Raw genomic sequence first — 22862 nt, 5'->3', positions numbered from 1 at the left:
GATGACGAGGAGTCACCGCCGTGGTCATCGACCACCATCGACGAGGATCGGTGAAGGCAGCTCCGCCGACGGTGATCGAGCCGCCTCACATCAGCCGTGGCGCGTGATTTGCTTCACCAAGGTGTGGTTGTAGTGAGCCACGCGGCTGGGGCTCGCAGCGCCGGACGTGCTGCGACGAGGACTCATCCGGTGGACCCAGCCGACGTCGCAGGCGTCGCAGTAGGCGTCCATCACCTCGAGAGTCTTGTTCCAAAACCGACCCTCGTGCCACGAATGGCCGTAGTGCTCGCCGACGATGTAGTAACCGAACCGGCAGTCGATGGTGCATTCACCGCCGTGGAGGCTGCAGTCCCACGCGAGGACGGTGCCTTCTTCGGCCAGCTCCTCCTCGGCGATTGCGACGTCGTCGAGGTCTTCGGGTGACAATGGCGTTCGGACGAGCTTTTCGAAGTACTCGTCCTCGACGAGCCTTGCGACGTGGTCGGTCATGTGTCCTCCAGCGTGACGGTTGCCACCCTGCATCGAGTACATCCGAGGCGCGCTAAAGACTCTTAAGAGCGAATCACTCGCGTGGCGGTCCGTTAGTACACCTGCTGCAGCAGTGGTCGATCTCATCCAGTACTGGAGCTAGGTGCTCTCGATGACTGATCACAGCGTGTCTGGAGGAACTCAGTGACCGCGGCTTTCGAGTTCAGACTTCACATGGAACGCTATGGCCCTGGCCAGTCCCACGGGTACGGCATTGCCGATCTGTCGAGCGATGGACACTTTCGTGCCGTACCACTTGTACTCCCGAGGGAAGTCTTGGAGGAGGGCTGCTTCCAAGTGGGTGATCGGTCTGTTAACCGAATTGCTGGGCTCGTCCGGATTCCACCGTGGGTGCAGGGCAGGGTTCCACTGAGGGTGGAGGTAACGTCCCTTCTCGGGCTTGAAGAACTCTGTCCGGATGGTCGGTGATGGCGCATCCCAGCGCATGCGCCCCATCACATCCGTCGTGCCCTTGGGCTTGTTGCGCCAGCAGGGCGAGAGGAGCTCATCAGGCAGGTGATGCCGACCGCCGCCCGGGTGGATGTGCGCGTATCGCTGCAACGACATGGGGACGGGATTCCGGCCCACGTGGATCTCGAGTCCGGTGAAGGGCCCTGGGATCGGCTTGTCGAAGATCGTCTTGACCTCCTTGGTGGGGAGGTCGGTCACTTGAACGTCCCACGGCAGGTCGTAGATGCGGCTCCTCACCGTCTCCCACTCCTTGAGACCGAGCAAATCCGGCACCCGCGCGTGAGTGGGCTTCGGCGGTGTGATCGGTCCCATCTTCGGGTGCTCGTCGACGATGTCACGTCGCGTGCCGATGACGATCGTTCGTGGGCGACGCTGAGCGACGCCGTAGTCCGAAGCGACCAGGAGGGCGTGCTCCAACACGTAGTTTTTGAGGAGACCGCCATCGGCTTCTCTCAGGAGGAGATCGAACTCGCTGCTCCGGCGGAAACGGTCGACGTTCTCGAGGACGAACACCTTGGGATCGGCTTCGTTGACGAACCGCAGGTACTCCTTCCACAGCTTGTTCCTAGGGTCGTTGACGTCCTTGCTGCCGAGGTTGGAGAAGCCCTGGCACGGCGGGCCACCGATGACGAGGTCCGCCTTCGGAATCTCAGCCGTCGGGACGTCTGCGATGTCCTGACAGAAGACCTTCCCCTCCATGTGGGGGCGATTGGCCACGTATGTGGCCGCGGCGTGCGCATCGAACTCAACCGCCATGATCGATCGGTAGCCTTCGCCCTCGAAGCCCAGCGACATCCCGCCACACCCGGCGAAGAGGTCGATCATGGTGAGTGCACGTGGCATGCCAGCAGTGTAATTTACGCCGACGACACAGCTGTGGAGGCGACCTACCATGGACGCATGTGTCCCGCGTCGTGGGCCTCGTCACCTGGCGTAGCCGCCAGCATGCGGGGCAACAAGGGGCGGGACACGTCGCCGGAGCTCGCCCTGCGTCGAGCCGTCCATGCGCTCGGCCTGCGCTACTTCGTCTCCCGACGGCCCCTCAAGTCGCTTCGGCGGACCGCCGACCTCGTCTTCCCGAAGGCTCGGGTCGCTGTCTTCTTGGATGGGTGCTTCTGGCACGGATGTCCCGTGCACCACACGGTGGCCAAGACCAACGCCTCCTTCTGGGCCGAGAAGGTCGACGCCAACCGCCGCCGTGATGCGGAGACCAACCGGCTGCTGCAGGAGGCGGGATGGACCGCCCTGCGAGTCTGGGAGCACGAGGAGGTGGGACAGGCCGCTGCTCGGGTGGCCACCGTCGTGCGTGCTGCACGCGGCGCGGACGACGGCGATCACTCCTCTCCTCCTGCTGTGAAGTGAGCAGCTGGGGGGTAGCGCCGCGCCACCCCCCAGCTCGTCACGCGGCGTCAGTGGCGTCCGACGGCCCCGCGGAGCGGTCACGGCGCTTGGCGGCCCGCAGCAGCTCATCCATCAGCTCGGTCATCTTGTCGATGCTGTGCGTGGGGACGCGTGGATCATCGGGTCCCTCAGGCATCCGGTCGACGATCCGCAAAGCATCGACGGCATCCTTCATCCACGCCTCGCGGCTGGAGGCGTCCAGCGGCTCATCAGGGGCGATCGCGTCGACCAGCAGGGTGGACGCGGCGGCATTCGCGGCTTTGGCGAGTGCGTTGGCCGCGTCCCCGCCCAGGGGCTTGCCCCCTTCGGGGAAGAGGACGGTGACAGCGGCCTGCACGGTCGGTCTGTGGTGCGCGATGTCCATCCTGAACAGGTTGTTCATCAAGTCCTGGTTGCCGTACGCCTTCACCACGGGGGTGTAGTTGGGACCGTCGCGGAAGAGCTCTGCACCCCACCACAGGCGCGCCAAGGCGTGCTTGGTGGGATCACCGTGGAAGCGGTCCGCGGCCGCCGGCTCACCCGGCACCGGCTCCCCGCTCTTGATCGGAGCCCATCGCCACCTCACGTAGTCGGGACAAACCACCAGACTCACGTACAACCAGAACGGTCGACGTGCCGCCTCACGCCGCGACAGGCGCAGCACCGAGTGCAGTCGCGGTGCCAACCAGGCGTCGCTCTTGGCGCGCTCCTCGAGCGTGAAGAGGTCCATGGCCTCCGCCACGATCCGCCGGGCACTCTCGGCTTCGACCTCCGGAAGACCTTCTTCTCGATCGGCGTCCCTGCGGTAAGCGCTGAGGTCCAAGGCCCCGCCGTTCAAGCGCCACCCCGTGGAGACGTGGCTCGCGGCGGCCGGGTCCAGACCCGGGATGCTGCTGGGCATGCTCATCACTCCTCGTCCTCGGTGCCGCTGCGACCGATCGCGTCGAGCGACTTGCGCAGGGTCTTTCCGTACCCGACGTGCTGCCGCACCGCAGGTAGTAGGCGTTCCTGCAGTCGCGCCGCGCTCGACGGTTCACGACGAGCCTCGAATGCTTCGCGCAGCGCCTCGTCGAGCGACATCTCTGGGTACAGGCGCGGCAGCAGTGCGTCCAGAGCGTTGCGCTGCCACTGCTCGTCAGGTCGTCGGAGGTCGCCCTCCTCGTCGAGCACGGCTTCCAATGCCGCAATGAAGAGGGCGGGCCAGACGTGGGAGGCGACGTCGCTGAGCACCTGATCGCGCAGGACCCGCTCCGCGAGCGGACGCCGTGCCTTCTCGGTGAGCAGTGCCTTCAACGTGGAGAACCCCTCGTTGAGGTACAGGTGCGGCTCCTCCGCGTCCAGGCGCAGGAAGCAGACCTCGTCCTCGAACGCCTTGAGGTAGTGCACTTCTTCCGGTGGGTTGACGAAGTCGATCCAGGTCGTCCGAACGCTGTTCTGCGGCTCGCGGGGCGGCCGGTCGTCGAAGGACACCGACCAGGGCAGCGCGAAGCCCGCTTGGCGGTTCGCCACCCCCTCGATGCCGGCGACGATCGTCCCGCGCAGCGAAGCGTCCCCGTACCAGTCGCTGCGGTCGATCTCCAACTCCCCTTGCCACCGTGCTCCCTCACCGGTGCGGTGCAGTGGGACGGAGACGCGTGTGTTGGATGGACCGCAATTCAGCACGACCAGTGCGCGGACGTCCTGCAGGTCGGTCTTGCGCTGCTCGAACTCGGCAGCCGGCCCGTCCAGTTCGACGGCGAGGCGTGCCGTGCTCCATCGGCTACCGTCCTGGGTGCGCAGTTCCACGGCACGGGAGTCGTGGAAGATCGTCGTCCACGGCATCTCCTTGCCGTCGAGCTCCACGCGCGTCACCCGCAGGGTGACCGTGCCCTGAAGCTCCAGGTACGGGAAGAGCTCCAGGCTCATGCCCGTCCTCCTTCCTGCGCGCGGACGTCGATGAGCGCCTTGGAGTGGTGCGCCTCGACGGGGTGGGTGGATGGATCGCTGCGCCCCTTGAAGACGAGAGTCCTGGTGCCGGGCGGAGCCACGAGCCGGCCGTCCTGCACGGTGCACGACCGCACGGCCTCCAGGTCCGCCCAGTCGACGCTGATGGCGGCGCCGCTGTCCGTGGCGAACTTCAAGGTCGGCACGAGGCGCCACTCCGTGATGCCGCGCTGGCGCGCGCTCGGCAGTGAGATCGTGGCCTGGACTACCCAGGCGCCTGCCTCCAGCTTCCCGCTTACCTCCTTCACCTGCGGGCGAGAGACCTTCGTGACGGGAGCGGCACCGAGGCGCAGGAGCCGCTTGAGATCCTCCGGACCGTCCGACTGGTGCATCGACGGCCGGCTGAGCGCCTCCCGGACGGCCTTCTCCGCGGCACGACGGAAGTCCTCCAGCCGCTGTCGAGCGCCCCGCGCGTACGATGTCGTCAAGTCGCCCGTGGCGGTCCACTTGTCGTGCGCGGGCGGCTCGGAAGCGCGCAGGAAGGCCTCGGCGGCCAGGTCGGCGGTGTTGTCGCCGGACGCACCGCCCGCGAGCAGGACGGCGTGGAACGGAGGGGCTCCCACCGGCAGCGCTGCGATGCGCTTCTCGCAGATCGTCATAAGGCTGCCGCGAAGTTGCGCCATGCTTCCCAGGTCCGCTTCGTCCGGCTGAGCCAGTCGAATGAGCAGGGTGGCCTCGTGTTCTTGCTTGCCCTGCTCGCGAGGGGGTAGGCGCTTGGGGACGCTCAGCGGGATGGGGATGCTGAGGACGTCCCCGGGCTTCTCCAGGAGGTCGGGACGGTCGACGGTGTCGCCGGCGTAGTGCTTCTCCAGGGCGTCGACGAACCCGGGCTTGGTGCCCCCGTGGGCCACGACCTTCGAGCTCTTCTGCACCCGGTTGTACTGGGTACGGACTTCGACGCGGAGCCTCGGGGCGTGCCCGAGCGGTGGTGTCATGGCCGCCCAGAAATTGCGGGCCATGCTCTCCGCCAGGCGTTCAGCCATGCCTTCGACAGCCGTCTCCTCGCCCGACGGGTCGAAGAAGCCCACGATGAGGAATGAGGTGCCGGGATCGTCCCCGTCCCGCCTGAGGAAGAGGTCATCGGCGAGGACTGGGTTGTCGAAGACGGACTGCACAGGGCGCTGCTTCAGTCGAGCGTCGTACCGGCTCGGATCATCGTCGGGTCGACCAACCCACACCGGTCCGGCGTAGTCGACGCCGTCGATGGTGTGCGCCGGCAGCTGGCCGCGCCCGAAGAAGCGTTGGGTCCCCGCCGCGTCGGACACCGACAGTCGACTGTGCGCGAGGACCAGTGAGAACTCGCTGCACCCCCACATAGCGTTCTTACCGAGGCCGAAGCTGCCCCCGGCCCCCTCGCTCTTCTGGCTGTCGAGCTGGTTGCGCAGGACTGCGGTGAACGCACCGGGCCCGTACTCGGGCCCGGTGAGTCCGCCGGCGCCGTAGTCGTCGATGCGCAGGAGCAGGAGACGTTCCTCCTCATCCAGTCGCTTCAACGCCTGCGCAATCTGACGGGCGGCCTTCCGTCCCGTCTCACGAGAAGCGGCCTCAAGGTGACGCCGGTAGCTCCTCCACCAGGCGGCGTCCTGGAAGTCGGCGAGGTCGCTCCCCGACAACTCGATCACGGTGAAGACCATGCTCACCCCCGACCCGTCGTCGGTGGCCGCGTCGCCGCTGTTCTGGCCCACCTCGCGCGCAAGGATGCGCAAGTCCAGCTCGAAGGCGTGCTCGGCCACGTTGCCGAACTCACGACCACCATCGGGCGGCGTGGGCCTCGCGTAGGTGGTCAAGCTCCCGCGGTACGCGTCTCGCAGGCCCTCGACATCGATAGGGATGGTCCCCTCCCCGTCGAGGAGGAAGCGCGGTGGTACCTCCAGCGCCTCGGCGACCTGCTGCAACCGGGTGCGCGCCGGCACGGTGCCCCGCATCCACGTGCTCACGGCCGCTGCAGTCACGCCGACCGCGTCGGCGAGAGCTGCTTGCGTAAGACCACGTGCGCTGAGGGCAGCCTGGAGGCGGCTGGCGAAGTCGTTCATGAACCGCCGTTCTCGGGATCTTGATGGTGCGATCACCATAGCGGTATGGATCACGGTCTAGTCAAGTAGGACTTGATGATCGAGTCGACAGTCATTTAGATGGCCCAAGAACTCAAGTCTCACCTTGTGTGAGCGTCGTTCTGCACGGGGGACCCCTGAACGGGCCATCAGGTCGCCACCGACCTGCGTCGTTGCCTGTCGTGAAGACCTAGACGACAGGGGGTGCGGGGTGGCTCGGCGCCGACGGACTCTGCAGGTGCCGTCTCCAGCCGACGGTGGAGACAGGACAACACGCAAGGTGCGCGCGGAGATCGCCGCCTTCGGCCACGACTTCTTCGAGCTCGTGGACGTGCGGCTCGCCACGACACACGGCGAGGCATGGTGGGGCGGAAGCGAGACCAGCCCTCTCAGGCAGCGGAACGGCTTCGACATCCGGCGAGTCCCGGCCCTGCTGGGCGAGCTCTTGAGCGGTGGCCCGATGGCCACACTGCTGCCGGCTGACGACGCGTTCCTGGGACTCGTGGCGCACGTGCGCTTCGAGTGTGCTCGCTACGAGCAGTTCGAGGACCCTGACCCGAGTCGGGCGCGGCGCCTGCTCGAAGACATGAGGGAAGTGAGTCGTCGCTCCAGGAACGTCCGAGCGGCGACCCCGGTCGGGCACTCATCGACGTCGGCGCACGAGTCGGCCGCCCACCTTCGCCGGACCGGGGTGACCGTCGTATCGCCGGTCGGCCCGGAACCGCGCCGGGGGACGGCCGTGAAGGGGGCGGCGAAGACCGTCTCGTTCGAGGAGCCGACCTCGCCGGGCCTGCCGCTCGTACCCGGGGCCGTCGTCACCGGACCCCCGCGAGGAGAGCGCTGCACGATCACCGTCTACGGCGACATCGTGCACCGGGCGACCCGTGACGTCCTCGGAGACGCCGTGGGGGAGTTGGCTGCGGCAGTCCTGAACCGCATCCGTGTGATCAAGCCGACCGGTGCGATCTGGGTGGACACTGCAGGCGTCGTGACGACCGTCACCGGCGACAAGACCCGGTACGTCACCACGGTTGCGCCGTGGGAGTGGTTCCCCGGGCACGTCACCCCGCCGCCGGCCCCTGTGGTGGTGAAGCGTGTCACCGACAGGATCGGCCTGCGTGGCTGTCCGGTCGACGCGTCCGTGGTGCGCTCCTGGGGCCGAGCGCAGGGGTACTCCGTCGCTGAGCGAGGGTCCCTCAGCGCCGCCCTGGTCAGGGCGTACAACGCTGTCCATCCGCGCACGCCCTACTCGGCGTGAACCGTCGATGAGAATGCGTTGCTGACCGATGGGGGTTTTTCATTCAGTTCTCTGCCCATCCCTCCAGATGCCCCGGCATCCGTGGTGCAGAATGAGTCAGCTCCCGTCGTAGCTCGCTTCGAGGAGCGGGCGGGCGCGCTCGAGGTCGGCGATCGACTTCAAGGTGATCTCCAGGTCTCCGGTGCCGTAGTGGCCGATTCCCTTCATGTTCCGCGTGAAGCCGGGCTCGAACGTCATGTCGGTGTCGACCACGCGAGCGTAGACGACGATCTTCTGAGCTTGTGGATGGACCTCGACGCAGGCAAAGTTGCGGAGGCGACGGAAGGCGAAGTAGAACTTCAGCACCTTCTTGGTCACGTCATCTCCGAAGGAGATGGCCAGTTCCTCCACGGCGTCGTACAAGTCCCTGACGTGTTGGGGTGCCTGCGCGTACAGCTGTGCAGCCGTCTTCTCGCCGCTCGCGCTCTTCGATGACACCTGAGCAGGTGATGTTGCACTGCCGCCATCTCCACCAGCGGCCGTAGCCTGCGCGCCGGTGGAGGTGAGCAGTTCGAGAGCCAAGTACTCGCCGCTGTAATTCCGGTACCGCACGAGCTCGATGTTGCGATCGATCTGCAACACCGCGTACTGGTCGTACTTGGTGAAGTCACCGGCTACGCACACCAGTCGAGGTCTCGACCAGTCGATGTTGTCCGCCGCCTCTTTGTCCAGTCGATCGAGCGTCAAGAGCTGGAACTCCGCTCGATGGTCCAGCAGCCAGTCCAGGTAGAACAATCCCTGGTTGATGACGTTCTCGTTGGTGGAGCGTTTGTACTCGAAGATGACTGGGGTGCCGTTCTCGTCGAGACCCAGCGAATCGATGCGGCCTCCGTGCTTCTTCCCGGTCGAGTACTCCGATGCGAGGAAGCGCACGCCGAAGAAGGCTTCCATGTGCTTCTCCAGAAGTGCTTGCAGAGACTTCTCAAGTGGCATCGCAGTGCCCTTGAGCTCGTGCGCACCCGTGGCGTCGATGGCGAACAGCTTCAGGTCACTCACCGAGCCAGCTTGGTGGTGTTGCTGGCTCCGCGCAACGAGATGTTGCCGTGAGCGACGAAGATGGTGGTGTGTCGGGCACACTGGTAGCAGGACGTCAGAGAGGTCGTGCAGTGACTCAGGAGTGCCTCCTTCACCAACTGCTAATACGGGCACGGTCGGCTCCGCTGGCAGCAGTGCGACGAGGGGGTGTGCCGGCGTGATTGCTCTTGATGACGTGAAGGCAGTGGACTTCACCGCAGCCCCCGGCTCCGTGGTCGAGGTCCGTGACGAGCAGTGGCTCGTCACCGGCGTGGAGCGGGCCAGCGACGGCTGGATCGTCCACGTCCAGGGCCTCAGCGAGCTGGTCCGCGAGACGACGGCCACCTTCTCCACCGCTCTGGACGACGTCGCGGTGGTCGACCCTTCCGCTGCCCGGGTGGTGGCCGACGGTTCACCGGGCTACCGCACGGCCCGGCTATGGCTGGAGGCCATGCTGCGGAAGTCGCCGGTCCCGCTGACGGACCCGGACCTCACCGTCACCACCCGGGGGCTGGCCGACGCCCTCGGCTACCAGCAGGCCGCCGTCCGCAAGGCGCTCGATCCGGACAACCTGCGCCCCCGCATCCTGCTGGCGGACGCCGTGGGTCTGGGCAAGACCATCGAGATCGGCATGATCCTCGCCGAGCTGGTCCGTCGCGGTCGCGGTGAGCGCATCCTCGTCGTCACCCCCCGGCACGTGCTGGAGCAGATGCAGTTCGAGCTGTGGACGCGCTTCGCCCTGCCCTTCGTGCGGCTGGACTCCACGGGGATCCAGCGCATCCGGCAGAAGCTGCCCGCCAACCGCAACCCGTTCACCTTCTTCAAGCGCGTCATCATCTCCATCGACACGTTGAAGTCCGACCGCTACCTCGCGCACCTGCAGAAGCAGCGGTGGGATGCCGTCGTCATCGACGAGTCCCACAACGTCACGAACTCCACCTCGCAGAACAACCGCCTGGCGCGGCTGCTGTCGTCGCGGACCGACGCGCTGGTCCTGGCGTCGGCCACGCCCCACAACGGCAAGGCGGAGTCCTTCGCCGAGCTCATCCGGATGCTGGACCCGAGCGCGGTCGGACCGGACGGGACGCTGGACGAGGACCAGGTCGAGCGGCTCGTCATCCGCCGGCACCGGCACAGCCCCGACGTGGCGAGCGTCGTCGGCGGGGACTGGGCCGAGCGCCTCGAGCCGCGCAACGTCCTCGTGCCCGCCTCGCCGCAGGAGAACGAGGTGGCCCGCGAGCTGGAGACGACGTGGCTGCACCCGGAGGGCGGCTCCTCGCCGTACTCCGGCTCCACCGCTGCCCTCTTCCCGTGGACCCTGGCGAAGGCGTTCCTCTCGTCCCCCGCTGCCTTGCGGGAGAGCATCGCGGAGCGGACCAAGCGGTTGGGCACGTCGCTGACGGCCGCGCAGCAGCAGGAGGCAGATGCACTCCAGCGACTGGACGAGCTGGCTGCCGCCGTCGACTCCTCGACATCGGCGAAGTACCAGCGACTCGTCGAGCACCTGCGCTCCATCGGCGTGGGGCCGCAGCAGCAGGTGCGTGCGGTCGTCTTCGCCGAGCGCGTCGCGACCTTGAAGTGGCTGCAGGCGTCGCTGCGCCAGGACCTGAAGATGCGCGCCGACCAGGTCAAAATCCTCCATGGTGGTCTGACCGACGTGGAGCAGCAGGAGATCGTCGAGTCGTTCAAGCAGGCGTCCTCACCGATCCGTGTCCTCGTCACGGGGGACGTCGCCTCGGAGGGCGTGAACCTCCACGCCCAGTGCCACCACCTCGTGCACTTCGACATCCCGTGGAGCCTCATCCGCATCGAGCAGCGCAACGGTCGCATCGACCGCTACGGGCAGAAGTCCCGCCCGCAGATCACGACGCTGTTGCTGGACCCGGACAGCGAGCGCTTCGCCGGTGACCTGCGCGTGCTGGAGCGGCTGGTGGAGAAGGAGCACGAGGTGCACAAGGCGCTCGGTGACTCGGCTTCCCTCATGGGCAAGTACGACGTGGCCGCGGAGGAGGACGCTATCCGCAAGGTCCTCGCCCGCCAGGCCGACCTCGACCAGGAGGTGCGCACGGTCGCGCAGGTGACCTCCTCCGGAGGCATCGCCGGCTTGTTCGCCAAGCTGACGGCGACGGCACCCGCGGCGCCGGCAGCGCCCTCGACGGGCACGGCGCCGACCGGCGTCTACGCCGGTGACCTCGACTTCGTCCGCGAGGCGCTGACCGAGGCCTTCGTCACCCCGGAGGCGTCGCCGCCCAACGGCATCGGGTGGCGCGAGCACACCGGTCACGCGATCGCCGAACTGGTGCCGCCGGCGGACCTGCGCCAGCGCCTGGAGGTGCTGCCGCAGTCGTACCTGGCCGAGCGCCGGGTGACGCAGAAGGTGCTGCTGGCGACGACGCGGCAGTGCGGCCTGCAGGAGCTCGCGCAGGCTCTCGCCGACGAGTCGACGTCGCTGTGGCCGGAGGCTCACTACCTCTCCCCCCTGCACCCGGTGGTGGAGTGGGCGAGCGACCGCGCACTGGCCAGCCTCGGGCGCAACCAGGTCTTCGCCGTCCGCGGGGACGTGGAGGACATCAGCGTCCTGCTGCAGGGCACGTTGACCAACGTCCGCGGTCAGGTCGTCGCGCAGTCCTTCCTCGTGGCGACGCACCCCAACCCGGACAACCCGGCGTTCGCGCTCGTCGAGCCCTTCGCCTCCGCCGCGGCCGCGCTGGAGCGGATCGGGTTCGCCGGCCCGCAGACCAACCCGGGTGCTCTGCCGACCGCGGACGAGCTCACCCGCTTCGTGGCTCCGGCCGGCCGGGCGGCGGAGCAGCAGATGGAGACGGTGGTCGCCGCGGCGGAGCAGGCCACCCGTCGACGGGTCGCGCAGTGGGCGCAGCGCACCGACCAGTGGGATCACGACGCCGGTGCGCTGATCCAGCGCTCCGAGGTGCGGGACCGACGGCGGCGCGTGGAGGAGGAACGAGAGGTGGCGCAGACGATGCTCCCGGAACGGCGGCTCGTCCGCCCGCTGCTCGTGGTCGTCCCCCGCGACGCCGGTGTCGAAGGAACGGGAGAGAACTGATGGCGACCAGCGACGCGATCCTCATCGGTGAGGACTGGATCTCCGAGCACTACGTCAACACGGATGCCAAGAGCCAGTCGTTCCAGGCGAAAGTCCTCGAGCGGCGCAAGACGTGGGACGAGGCCGGCGAAGGCGGCACCCGCGCCCGCTTCGTCGAGCAGCGCGGCTGGCTGCTCGACCAGCTGTCCGTCCTGAGCGCCGGCGGCGACGACGCCGACGTCCTGACCGACGCGGACGCCGGCCTGCCGGAGGTGTACGCCCGTCTGCGCCAGGTCCTCGGCTACGACGGCACCGGCCTGCACACCATCCGCACCGGTCCGGTGCTGCACGTCAGCGCCCCCGGCATGGCCGAAGGCGCTCCCTTGGTGATCATCGAGGGTCGGGCGACCACCACGGTGGAGGCTCTCCTCGCCAAGGACCTCGCCACCCTCCTCACCCCCTACCCGGTGGACGAGACGACGGAGCTGCGCTCGGTCGTTCGCACGGTGTCCGCCCTCTTCGTCGCCGACCACGCCCCCGACTACGCCCTGGTCCTCGCCGGGCGCCATCTCCTCGTCGCCGAACGCGCCCGGTGGGCGGAAGGCCGCTACCTGGCTGTCGATCTGCAGCTCGTCTGCGAGCGCAACGACGCCAAGCGCGGCGGCGAAGTGGACCGGGCGCTCACGTGCGTGGCGGCGGAGTCCCTCGCTCCCGACGCTGAGGGCGACGTGTGGTGGACGGGGGTGCTGGAGGAGTCCATCAAGCACACCGTGGGGGTTTCCAAGGACCTCCGCGAAGGGGTGCGCCTGTCCATCGAGATCCTCGCTAACGAGGTCGTCACCCGGCGCGCGCAGCAGGGCCTCGACCCGTTGCCGGCCGATCAGGCGCAGCCCTTGGCCAAGCAGTCGCTGCGCTTCCTCTACCGGATCCTCTTCCTCCTCTACGCGGAGGCCTCTCCTGAGCTGGGGGTGCTGCCGGCTGGGGCCCCGGAGTACGAGCAGGGCTACAGCTTGGACCGCCTCCGTGAGCTGACCCTCGTGGAGCTGGCGAGCCCGGCCGCGAAGGACGGCACCCACCTCTACGACTCCCTCGCGGTGCTCTTCCGCCTCGTCGACCGCGGCCACGACCCCGGTGCGGTGGACGCCGAGGGTGTCGTCCGCGAGGGGCTGACCTTCCGCGGTCTGCGTGCCGACCTCTTCAAGCCGGAGGCCACCGCGCACATCGACGCGGTGAAGCTCGGCAACGACGCCCTGCAGCGGGTGCTGCGCCACCTCCTGCTGAGCAAGGAGCAGCGCGGCCGGGACCGCGGCTTCATCTCCTACGCCGAGCTGGGCATCAACCAGCTCGGCGCCGTCTACGAGGGCCTCATGAGTTACACGGGTTCCTTCGCCGAGACGGACCTGTACGAGGTCGCCAAGGGCGGCGACGCCTCCAAGGGTTCGTGGGTCGTGCCGGTCGACCGGGCCGACGGCATCTCCCCGGCCGACTTCGTCCGTGTCGAGGACCCGGTGACGGGGGAGGAGACGCCGGTGCTGCACGAGCGCGGCACCTTCGTCTTCCGCCTCTCCGGCCGGGACCGCCAGCAGTCGGCGTCGTTCTACACGCCGGAGGTGCTGACGCGCTTCGTCGTCTCTCAGGCGTTGGAGGAACTGCTCGACCAGGACGGCACCACGACGCCCGCCGCGGACATCCTGCAGCTGACGGTGTGCGAACCGGCTCTCGGCTCCGGCGCGTTCGCCATCGAAGCGGTGCGGCAGCTCGCCGAGCAGTACCTGCGCCGCCGCCAGGAGGAGCTGGGCGAGCGCATCGACCCAGACGAGTACCCGCGCGAGCTGCAGCGGGTCAAGGCGTCGATCGCCCTGCACCAGGTGTACGGGGTGGACCTCAACGCCACTGCCGTCGAGCTGGCGGAGATCTCCCTTTGGCTGGACACCATGGTCGCCGGGCTCGAAGCGCCGTGGTTCGGCCTGCACCTGCGCCGCGGCAACTCCCTCATCGGCGCCCGCCGCACGGTGTTCCGCCGTGACCAGGTCGCCAAGGGCGAGTCGTTGACGGCCATGCCGACCGACGTGCCGATGACCTCCCTCGCCCAGGACGTCGCCGACGGCACGCTCGCCACAGGCGTCGGGGGAGGGGTGCACCACTTCCTGGTGCCGGCGAGCGGCTGGGCCTCTGCCGTCGACGCTAAGGAGGCGAAGACGCTCGCACCGGAGGCGCTGGACCGGCTGAAGAAGTGGCGCCGCGCCGTCCAAGCCAAGCCGACGAAGGCGCAGGCCGATGCCCTTGTCGACCTGTCTTACCGCGTGGAGGCGTTGTGGCAGATCTCCCTGCGGCGGTTGCAGATCGCCGAGCAGGAGATCCGTCGCGCTATCCCGCTGTGGGGTATGCCAACGCCGACCGGCGGTGGCGCAGTACAGCGGGAGCAGATCGAGGCGGCCCTCGCCGACGCCAGCGGCGCCTACCAACGGCTGCGGCGCGTCATGGACGCCTGGTGCGCGCTGTGGTTCTGGCCGCTTACCGACACGGTGACGACGCGAGTGGTCGACGGGCGCGAGGAGCGCATCGACCCGCCGAAGCTGGCGCAGTGGATCGACGCACTGCAGGGGCTGCTCGGGCGGCACGAAGGCACGAAGCGTAAGGCGACAGTAGGACACGACACCCTAGTCGCCGGCGCGACATGGGATGAGCTGGGCGACCATGAATCGATTGACTTGGGTTTCGCCAGTGCCAGGACGATCGACAGTGTGCTGCGCGATCACCCATGGCTGGTCGTGTGCGAGTCAGTTGCCAGACGGCAAGGATTTTTCCACTGGGACCTTGATTTCGCAACGGTATTCGTGCGAGGCGGTTTTGATTTGCAAGTTGGTAACCCGCCATGGGTGCGGCCAAGCGTGGATATCGACGCCCTTTTGGCAGAGGGGGACCCCTGGTGGCAGCTTGCGCTGAAGCCCTCCGAGAGCCTGCGCGCCTCGAAGCGGGTTGAAACGCTCGCCTTGCCTGAAGTTGCTGACTTGGTCACTGATGGCGTATCGGAGGCATTATGCACGGGGGCTTTCGTGGGCGCCGTACAGCAATACCCCCATCTGGCGGGTCTGCAGCCGGACTTCTATCGCTGCTTTATGGCGAAGACTTGGCGCCATTGCTCAGCGCGAGGTTCCATCGCACTCATTCACCCAGAGACGCACTTTACAGATGAAAAGGCAGAGCGGCTGCGCGCGGCGGCTTACACCCGGCTTCGACGGCACTGGCAGTTCATCAACGAACTTCAACTGTTTGATGTTCACCACCTCGTGAGCTACGGGGTGCATGTGTACGGCGCTACCCGCCCTAAACCCTCGTTCCGGATGGCCACGTCGCTATATCACCCGGACACCGCGGTGCGGTCAATGGCACACGATGGCTCAGGTCCTGAGCCAGGGCTCAAAGATTCAGAAGGCCGATGGGACTTGCGGCCACACTCCAGTCGCGTTCTTATGGTCACTCCCGAAACTCTTGTGACGTGGCACTCCATCCTTGAAAGCCCAGACCGTGCAGTCGATTCAACTCGCATGGTCTATGCGGTCAACAAGTCAACGGCTGCTGTCCTGGACAAGCTATCGCGTGGGCAGCGTATCGGTGATGCTGCATTAGAGGTTTCCTCGGGATGGCATGAGAAGAATGATAGGTCGAAGGGACTCTTCGAACTCTCGTGGGGTCGCGCCTCGTCATGGGACGATGTGATTCTCCAGGGTCCACACCTTTTCGTTGGAACGCCTATCTACAAAACACCAAACAAAACACTGATGCATAACCAGGATTGGTCGGCCACAGATTTCGAAACTCTTCCGCCTAATGCAATCCCAGTGACGGCTTACAAGCCTTCTGGTGACCGTTATGAGTATGATTGCAGCTACACGCATTGGGGAGCCGAGGAGGATCCCAAACCCTCGCGGGATTACTACCGCGTCGCTTGGCGGTACATGGCGGCTAATAGTGGTGAGCGAACATTGCACCCCGCGATGATTCCTCCTGGTGCTGCGCACACAGATGGTGTTGTGTCGATGGGGGGCCCTGAGGTGCCCCTGCGACTGTTGGCGGCCATTGCCGGCCAGATGTCTTCACTCGTACTTGATGCTTCCGTGCGATCGGCTCCTAAGTCGACCATTCGCGGAAGCACGGTCCGGCGGCTTCCGGCGACGGTGGATCATGAGCTCTTAGACGAGCTTGTGCTGCGCACTCTCCGATTGAACGCTGTTACCGAAGAATACTCGGAACTTTGGGAAAAGTGCTTTGTCTCTCAATGGAAGTCGGACACTTGGGTTGGAGGACTTGAGTATCTAGGTCGACCGTCAGTTGGGAACGTCGGGGAGACTTGGTCTCCCCAGTCGACGCTACGTCGGGCGGCTGATAGACGACAGGCATTAGTCGAGATTGACGTGCTAGTCGCTCTGATGCTCGGTCTAACCGCTGATGAACTGTGTGCTATCTACCGCACTCAGTTTCCCGTCCTTTATGGCTATGATCGCAACGTCTATCTATACGACGCTAACGGCCGTCTGGTGCCGAATTCCGTCCTCACCGTTTGGCGTAAGAAAGGCGACGTCATCACCGAGTCCGAGCGCACCGCCACGAACCAAGCGGGCAACACCTACACCTACGAGCTGCCGTTCGTGACGCTCGACCGTGAGGCGGACATGCGGCAGGCATACGCCGTCTTCGAGCAGCGCCTCAAGGAGCGTTCGTGAGCGAGTTGCTCCCTACCGTCCAGGCCGAGGACGTCCGCGGCAGCCTGCTCGACTACCTCACGACGACGTTCGCGCTCGCCGACGAGGACGCCCGAGCAGCGCTCACCGACTTCCTCACCGACCCTGAGTCGGGGCTGTTCAAGGGGCCGTACGTACGGCTGCGCCTGCCTTTCCGCCCGGCGGACGAGGGGTGGCGTGAGTCACTGGATTGGTACAGCGGCTTCCCGCCGTACGGGCACCAGGCTGCCGCGTTCCACCGCCTCAGCAGCGCCAACCTCGGGCCGGCCAAGCCCTGGCCACTACCCACGCTCGTCACCACGGGAACTGGCTCTGGCAAGACCGAGGCGTTCCTGATTCCGATCCTCGACCACGTGCTGCGCGCGAAGCGTGCGGGGGAGACGGGCACCAAGGCGGTCGTCCTCTACCCGATGAACGCCCTGGCCAACGACCAGGCCAAGCGCCTCACGCAGCTCCTGACCACCGACCCGGGCCTCGCCGGCGTCACCGCCGCCCTCTACACCGGTCAAAAGGGTGGAACCCGCACCAAGGTGACCGTCGACGGGTTGATCACCGACCGCGCCGTCATCCGCAGCGACCCGCCCGACATCCTGCTGACGAACTACAAGATGCTCGACCAGCTCCTGCTGCGCGCCGACGACGCCTCACTGTGGGCGAAGAGCGCTCACAGCCTGCGCTACCTCGTCCTCGACGAGTTCCACACCTATGACGGCGCCCAGGGCACCGACGTGTCCATGTTGCTGCGCCGCCTCGGCCTCGCCCTCAAGAGCCACTGGAAGGACGGCGACGAGCGCCTCACCGCCGAGGACCGTCAGCGCCCCCTTGGTCGCATCACGCCGGTCGCCACCTCCGCGACCCTCGGCGACAAGGGTGACCCCGAGGCGATGCTCCACTTCGCGACCACCGTCTTCGGTGAGGAATTCGCCGCCGACGGCGTCGTCACCGAGTCCCGCCTCACCGTGAAGGAGTGGATCGGCAAAGCGCCCACGACGGTCCAAGAGCGCGGGTACGAGGCGATCCCGGTCGATGACGACCTCGCCGCACAGGTGGTCACCGCGGTTGATGCCGTCGACGGGCACGCCGACGGCCGGCTCCTCACGGAGACCGTCGTCTCCCACCTCTACGGCACGACCGGCGCGCCCCCAGCGCTGCGGGACGCCACGCCGACTGAACTGCTCGACCTGCTCCGTGTCCACCCCGTCACCGAGCGCCTGCTCGCCGCCGCTTCCCACGCGGTGTCGTTGCGGGACCTCGCCGCCGCCCTCGTCCCGGTGAGCCTCGGTGCGCGCGACGGTGCGGCCCGCCAGGAGCGGGCCGAAGAGTTCGGCATCGCCCTGCTAGCCGCCTTCAGCCACCTGCGCGCCGCCGTCGGGCGGGACGCCCCTTCCGTCGACCTGCACCTGTGGGTGCGGGAGCTCACCCGCATCGACCGCTCCGTCTCCCACGTCCCCCGCTACCTGTGGAGCGACGACGGTGACCTCGTGACTGCGGACGGGGACGACCCCACCGACGCCGGCAACGCGCCCGCCCTGCCGGCGCTGTACTGCCGGCACTGCGGCCGCTCTGGGTGGGGCGCCGTCCTCGCCCCGACCGGCTCGGACCTCGACACCGACGACGCGAACATCCGCCGCCGCCGCATGGCCCGCGACGAACGCTTTCGCCCCCTCGTCTACGCCCCCACCGAGGGCGACCGGGCCGTCGCCGACCCCGGCGCGCGCGTGCAGAACCTCATGTGGTTCGCCGTGCGCGAGCGCCGCCTGCTCGCCACCGCACCCGACGAGACTGCTCTGCGCGGCGGTGGCGTCCTGCCCGTCCTCACCCACCTCGGCGCGGACGCCGGGGAGCAGTCCCTCGACGACACCTGCCCCTCCTGCCAGCAGACGGACGGCATCCGTTTCCTCGGCTCCGCCATTGCCACCCTGTTGTCGGTGACCCTGTCCACCCTCTTCGGCGCCCACGACCTCGACGCGCAGGAGAAGAAGGCCCTCGTCTTCACCGACAGCGTCCAGGACGCCGCCCACCGGGCTGGGTTCGTGCAGACCCGCTCCTTCAGCCTCACCCTGCGTGCGGTGCTGCGCGAGGCGGTCGGCGAACACGACCTCAGCCTCGACGACCTCGCCGACGAGGTCCTCACCCTCGCCGGTGACGACCCCCACCGCCGCTACCGCGTCGTGCCGCCGCAGCTTGTCGACCACGAGCAGTTCACCCCGTTCTGGCAGGCGCCTCGCCAGCGCGACGTTCCTGCGACCGTCCGAGCTCGCGTCAAGCGCCGGCTCCAACTCGACGCGGCTCTGGAGTTCGGCCTGCAGTCCCGCACCGGCCGGACCCTCGAACGCACCGGCAGCGTCGCCGCCGAAGTGGCCGTCGCCGCTCCTCAACTGCTGCGCGCGGCGGAGCAGGCGCTGGAGGAAGCCGGCGAACTCCCCACCCTGGAGGGCCTCGACGAGCCGGGCGCACGGGAGAAGGCCGCCTGGGTGCGCGGCGTGCTGGAACGCATGCGCCAGCGCGGCGCCATCGCCCACCCCTGGTTCGAGCGCTACCAGCGGGAGGACGGCAACCGCTACAGCATCTGGGGCGGCCGGCCCCGCTCCGACGGCATGCCGGCCTTCCCCAGGGGCCGTGCGGCGCCCGGCTACCCGCGCATCGGCGGAGCACGCCTGGAGAAGTCCACCGACCTCGACGCCGTCGCCACCCCCCAGAGCTGGTACGCGCTCTGGACCGCGCGCACCCTCGGCGTCTCACCCCAGGACGGTGCCCGGCTGGCCCGGCTGCTGTTCCAGCGGCTCGCGCACCTCGACGTCCTCGGCGTCACCACCAGCAGCAGCAATGCGCAGATCTACCAGCTCCGCCCCGCGTCCGTCGTCCTCACCCCCATCCGCCTCGAAGCCCTGCGGGCGGGGGAGCACACGCTGGTCTGCGAGGTGTGCCAGGCCCTGGAGCCGGTGAGCCGGACCGTGGCCGGTCAGCTCGACGGCGCACCCTGCATGGTCGCGCGTTGCGCCGGTCGCCTGGTGCGGGGCGAGCGCGACGACAACTTCTACCGGCGGATGTACGCCTCCACCGGGATCCAACGCGTCATCGCCCGCGAGCACACGAGCATGCTTGAGGACGAGGTGCGGCTGCGCTACGAGGAGGCCTTCAAGCAGCAGGACCGCGACCCGCAGGCGCCCAACGTGCTCGTCGCCACCCCGACGCTGGAGATGGGCATCGACATCGGTGACCTCTCCACCGTGATGCTGGCCGGCCTGCCCAAGACCGTGGCGTCCTACCTCCAGCGCATCGGCCGCGCCGGCCGCCTCACCGGCAACTCCCTCAACCTCGCCTTCGTCACCGGTCGCGGTGATCAGCTGCCGCGCCTCGGCGATCCGCTGTCCGTCGTCAACGGCAAGGTGCGGCCACCCGCCACCTACCTCGACGCCGAGGAGATCCTCCGGCGCCAGTTCGTCGCCTTCCTCGCCGACCGGATCGCGCGCACCTCCTCCGCGCCGCACCCCCGTTCCGCCCTCGAAGCCATCGGCAGCACCGACCCCGGTTCGTACCTGCAGGCGCTCATCGCGGATGCGGAGGAGAACACCGAGGAGCGCCTCGAGAGCTTCCTCGCCGGTTTCCCCACCCTCACCGACGCCGCGCGCGAGCGCCTCCGCGCGTGGGTTACCCCGTTGCCCGACCTGCCGGGGGCCAGTGGTCTCGCGACGCGGTTGCACGCCGAGTCGCAACGCTGGCAGCACACCGTCCAGACGCTCACCTTCCGCCAGCAGGAGATCGAGAAGTCCCTACCCGCCCTGCAGCAGATCGCCGCCTCCCCAGCCGCCACCGACGCCGACAAGCGCGCCGAGCGCACGGCCAAGGCGGCGCTCCGCCTCACACGCGGCGAGCTGGCCGAGCTGCGCGGTGAGTACTGGATCGGCGTGCTGGAAGGGCACGGCCTCCTGCCGAACTACACGCTCCTCGACGACAGCGTCACCCTCGACGTCACGCTCAGCTGGACCGACCCGGACACCGGTGAGTACCAGAACGACCCCGTCAGCTACCACCGCGATGGTAGTCAGGCGCTGCGCGAGTTCGCACCGGGCGCCACCTTCTACGCCGGCGGCTACCGCATCGTCGTCGACGCCCTCGACCTCGGCCACGACGGTGAGGCCGTGCACACCCTCGTGCTGTGCCCGGCCTGCGGCTACGCCACCGATGCCGCGCCGCCCCCGGCCTGTCCCCGGTGCGGCAGCACCGCCATCGCCGACACCAAGCAGCGCTTCGACGTCGTCGAGCTGCAGCGGGTCTCCTCGGCCATGCGCCGCGACGACGCCGTCATCACCGACGACCGCGACGACCGCATCCGCGAGCCCTTCACCATCGTCACCGCCGTCGACGTCGACCCCGACCGCGTCACCCGCCGCTGGTACGTCGAGGGGTACGGCTTCGGCGCCAAGCACCTGCGCGACCAGACCATCCGCTGGATCAACATCGGCAAGGGCGGCGTGCGGGCGACACCGCGGACGCTGGCCGGCGAGGACCTGCCAGCACCGCTCTTCCGCGTCTGCTCCTCCTGCGGGCAGCTCGACACCGACACCCGCAGGAACCGGCCTGAGGAGCACCGCCCGTGGTGCCCGCGGCGCTCTGCGAGCACGGAGGACACCCGGAGCGTCGCCCTCACCCGCACGCTGAACACCGAGGGCCTCGTCGTGCGCCTGCCCACGTCCGTCACCCTCGGGGACCACTTCGCCGTTCCGAGCCTCTCCGCGGCGATCATGCTGGGGTTGCGGGAGCACCTCGGGGGCGCTCCCGACCACATCGCGGTGACCACGATCGTTGACCCCACGCCCACGAACGGGGGTGACAACAGCGCGGCCCTGCTGCTGCACGACGTCGTCCCCGGCGGTACCGGCTACCTCGCCGAGCTGGCCGACCCCGAGACGGTGTGGACCATCCTCCGCGCCGCGTGGGCGGTGTTGAAGGACTGTCCGTGCCAGCGGGAGCAGCGCCTCGCCTGCCACCGCTGCCTCCTGCCGTTCGCTTCACCCCACCAGGTGCGCTCGGTCTCCCGCGCCGCGGGGGAGCGGCACCTGCGCGACATCCTGCTCGCCAGCGGACCGGTGGACGCCGAAGAGCCCCCCGTGGACATGGCGTGGAAGTACACCCAAGACGAACCGGACGGCGACGACCCGGAGTCCACCCTGGAGAAGCGCTTCCGCGTCGCCTTCACCAAGCGGCTGCAGGCGATGGGGGCCACGGTCAAGGACCAGCCCACCAGCTCCGGGAACCGCTCGATCATCACCCTCGGCGGCAACGGGCGGGTCTGGACGCTCGAACCGCAGCAGATCACCCTCGGCTCCAAACCCGACTTCATGCTCCGCTGCAGCCAGGCCGGCATTCCCGAGGTCGCCATTTTCACCGACGGCTGGCGCTACCACGCCAGCCCGGTGATCAACCGCCTCGCGGACGACGCGACCAAGCGGGCCGCGCTGCGGGCCAGCGGACGCATCGTCCTCGGCATCACGTGGCAGGACGTGCAGGCGGCGCAGAGCGGCACGGTCACGCCGCCGAGCTGGTGGGACGCCGTCGCCGCCGGCCACCTCATGGCCGGGTCCGAAGGGCAGCTCAGCCAAGCCCTGCTCGACCTCGTGACGGGTGGCCCCTTCGACCTGCTCATGTGGTGGATCCAGAACCCGGACCCCGACGCGTTGGCGCGCCTCGCCCACTGGCTGCCCTGGTTCCTGCTCGGCTCCGCGTCCGCCACCGGCGTCGCCCTGCCGGCGGGCACACTCACCGCCGCCGCGGACGCCCTCGACGGGGACGTGCCGGTGCAGGACGGCGGTGCGACGTGGTTGTGGACGCAGGGGTCGGTCGCCGTGGCCGCCGACCTCGTGCACCCCGAGACCGGCGCGACGAACGTGGCGCTTGTGCTGGACGACCGCCCTGAGCAGCTCGGCCTCCACCACGCGGACGCGTGGCGGACGTGGCTGCAGCTGAGCAACCTGCTCGCCCTCCGCCAGCTGCCCACCGTCATCACCACCCGCACCCACATCGACACTGCGAGCCCATCCGCTGTCGTCCAGCCGACCGCTCCGGCCGTGACGGCTGCGCTGCCCCCCGAGTGGCAGGAGCTGCACGACCTCGGCACCGCCGTCGAGCAGCAGCTCATCGTGGCGCTCGCCGCCGCCGGCGTCTCCGTGCCCGTCCAGGGCGAAGAGTCGCCCGAAGGCATCCCCCTCGGGCTCGCCTGGCCCGACCAACGCGTCGTCGTCGACTTCAGCATGGACGACGCCGACAAGGTGGAGCTCGACGCGGCGGGATGGCACGTCGTCGAGCCCGACGTCGAGGCCGTGCAGACGGCCCTCACCGCAGGAAAGGCGTAG

The 22862-nt window shown here is 68.2% G+C and carries 11 protein-coding genes; 5 read left to right on the top strand and 6 right to left on the bottom strand.

Annotation, left to right across the window (positions count from 1 at the left end):
• Positions 1-90 precede the first annotated feature (90 nt).
• Together AB8M62_RS01110 and AB8M62_RS01105 are read right to left on the bottom strand one after the other, a co-directional pair.
• Positions 91-489: a hypothetical protein gene (locus tag AB8M62_RS01110; protein ID WP_369068368.1), complete on the bottom strand. Its 399-nt coding sequence runs from the start codon at positions 487-489 to the stop codon at positions 91-93.
• Positions 490-669: 180 nt separating this feature from the next.
• Positions 670-1842, bottom strand: coding sequence for a DNA cytosine methyltransferase (locus tag AB8M62_RS01105; RefSeq protein WP_369068367.1), 1173 nt, complete (start codon positions 1840-1842; stop codon positions 670-672).
• A 57-nt stretch (positions 1843-1899) separates the two neighbouring features.
• Here AB8M62_RS01105 and AB8M62_RS01100 point away from each other — a divergent pair, with 57 nt between their 5' ends.
• Positions 1900-2361 carry a very short patch repair endonuclease gene (locus tag AB8M62_RS01100; RefSeq protein WP_369068407.1) on the top strand — a complete coding sequence of 154 codons (462 nt, stop codon included), beginning with the start codon at positions 1900-1902 and terminating at the stop codon, positions 2359-2361.
• A gap of 37 nt (positions 2362-2398) precedes the next feature.
• Here the strand turns inward: AB8M62_RS01100 and AB8M62_RS01095 are convergent, their stop codons facing one another.
• Genes AB8M62_RS01095 through AB8M62_RS01085 form a run of 3 tightly spaced genes read right to left on the bottom strand, consistent with a single transcriptional unit; the run spans position 2399 to position 6395 of the window.
• A complete protein-coding gene (locus AB8M62_RS01095; protein ID WP_369068366.1) occupies positions 2399-3280 on the bottom strand; it encodes a DUF6339 family protein in 882 nt (293 codons plus the stop codon).
• A 5-nt stretch (positions 3281-3285) separates the two neighbouring features.
• Positions 3286-4284 carry a hypothetical protein gene (locus AB8M62_RS01090; protein WP_369068365.1) on the bottom strand — a complete coding sequence of 333 codons (999 nt, stop codon included), beginning with the start codon at positions 4282-4284 and terminating at the stop codon, positions 3286-3288.
• On the bottom strand, positions 4281-6395 hold the full coding sequence (locus AB8M62_RS01085; protein WP_369068364.1) for a helix-turn-helix domain-containing protein: 2115 nt from the start codon (positions 6393-6395) through the stop codon (positions 4281-4283). The genes AB8M62_RS01090 and AB8M62_RS01085 overlap by 4 nt, the downstream gene beginning before the upstream one ends.
• A gap of 298 nt (positions 6396-6693) precedes the next feature.
• Here AB8M62_RS01085 and AB8M62_RS01080 point away from each other — a divergent pair, with 298 nt between their 5' ends.
• Positions 6694-7671, top strand: coding sequence for an Lsr2 family DNA-binding protein (locus tag AB8M62_RS01080; RefSeq protein ID WP_369068363.1), 978 nt, complete (start codon positions 6694-6696; stop codon positions 7669-7671).
• A 96-nt stretch (positions 7672-7767) separates the two neighbouring features.
• On the opposite strand, the gene AB8M62_RS01075 is transcribed toward AB8M62_RS01080, so the two are convergent.
• Positions 7768-8706 (bottom strand): DUF5655 domain-containing protein, encoded by a 939-nt coding sequence (locus AB8M62_RS01075; protein WP_369068362.1) that lies wholly within the window; start codon positions 8704-8706, stop codon positions 7768-7770.
• 223 nt (positions 8707-8929) lie between these two features.
• On the opposite strand from AB8M62_RS01075, the gene AB8M62_RS01070 reads away from it, so the two are divergent.
• Genes AB8M62_RS01070 through AB8M62_RS01060 form a run of 3 tightly spaced genes read left to right on the top strand, consistent with a single transcriptional unit; the run spans position 8930 to position 22862 of the window.
• A complete protein-coding gene (locus AB8M62_RS01070; protein ID WP_369068361.1) occupies positions 8930-11788 on the top strand; it encodes a helicase-related protein in 2859 nt (952 codons plus the stop codon).
• Entirely contained in the window at positions 11788-16491 is a 4704-nt protein-coding gene (locus tag AB8M62_RS01065; protein ID WP_369068360.1) for a DNA methyltransferase, read from the top strand. Before AB8M62_RS01070 ends, AB8M62_RS01065 begins: the two co-directional genes overlap by 1 nt.
• On the top strand, positions 16488-22862 hold the full coding sequence (locus AB8M62_RS01060) for a DEAD/DEAH box helicase (RefSeq protein ID WP_369068359.1): 6375 nt from the start codon (positions 16488-16490) through the stop codon (positions 22860-22862). The genes AB8M62_RS01065 and AB8M62_RS01060 overlap by 4 nt, the downstream gene beginning before the upstream one ends.

It is taken from the genome of Kineococcus terrestris (assembly GCF_041020755.1).
GTDB classification, from domain to species: Bacteria; Actinomycetota; Actinomycetes; order Actinomycetales; family Kineococcaceae; genus Kineococcus; species Kineococcus terrestris.
The sequence above is the reverse complement of the archived record's forward strand: the minus strand, read 5'-3'. Positions and strand labels throughout refer to the sequence as shown.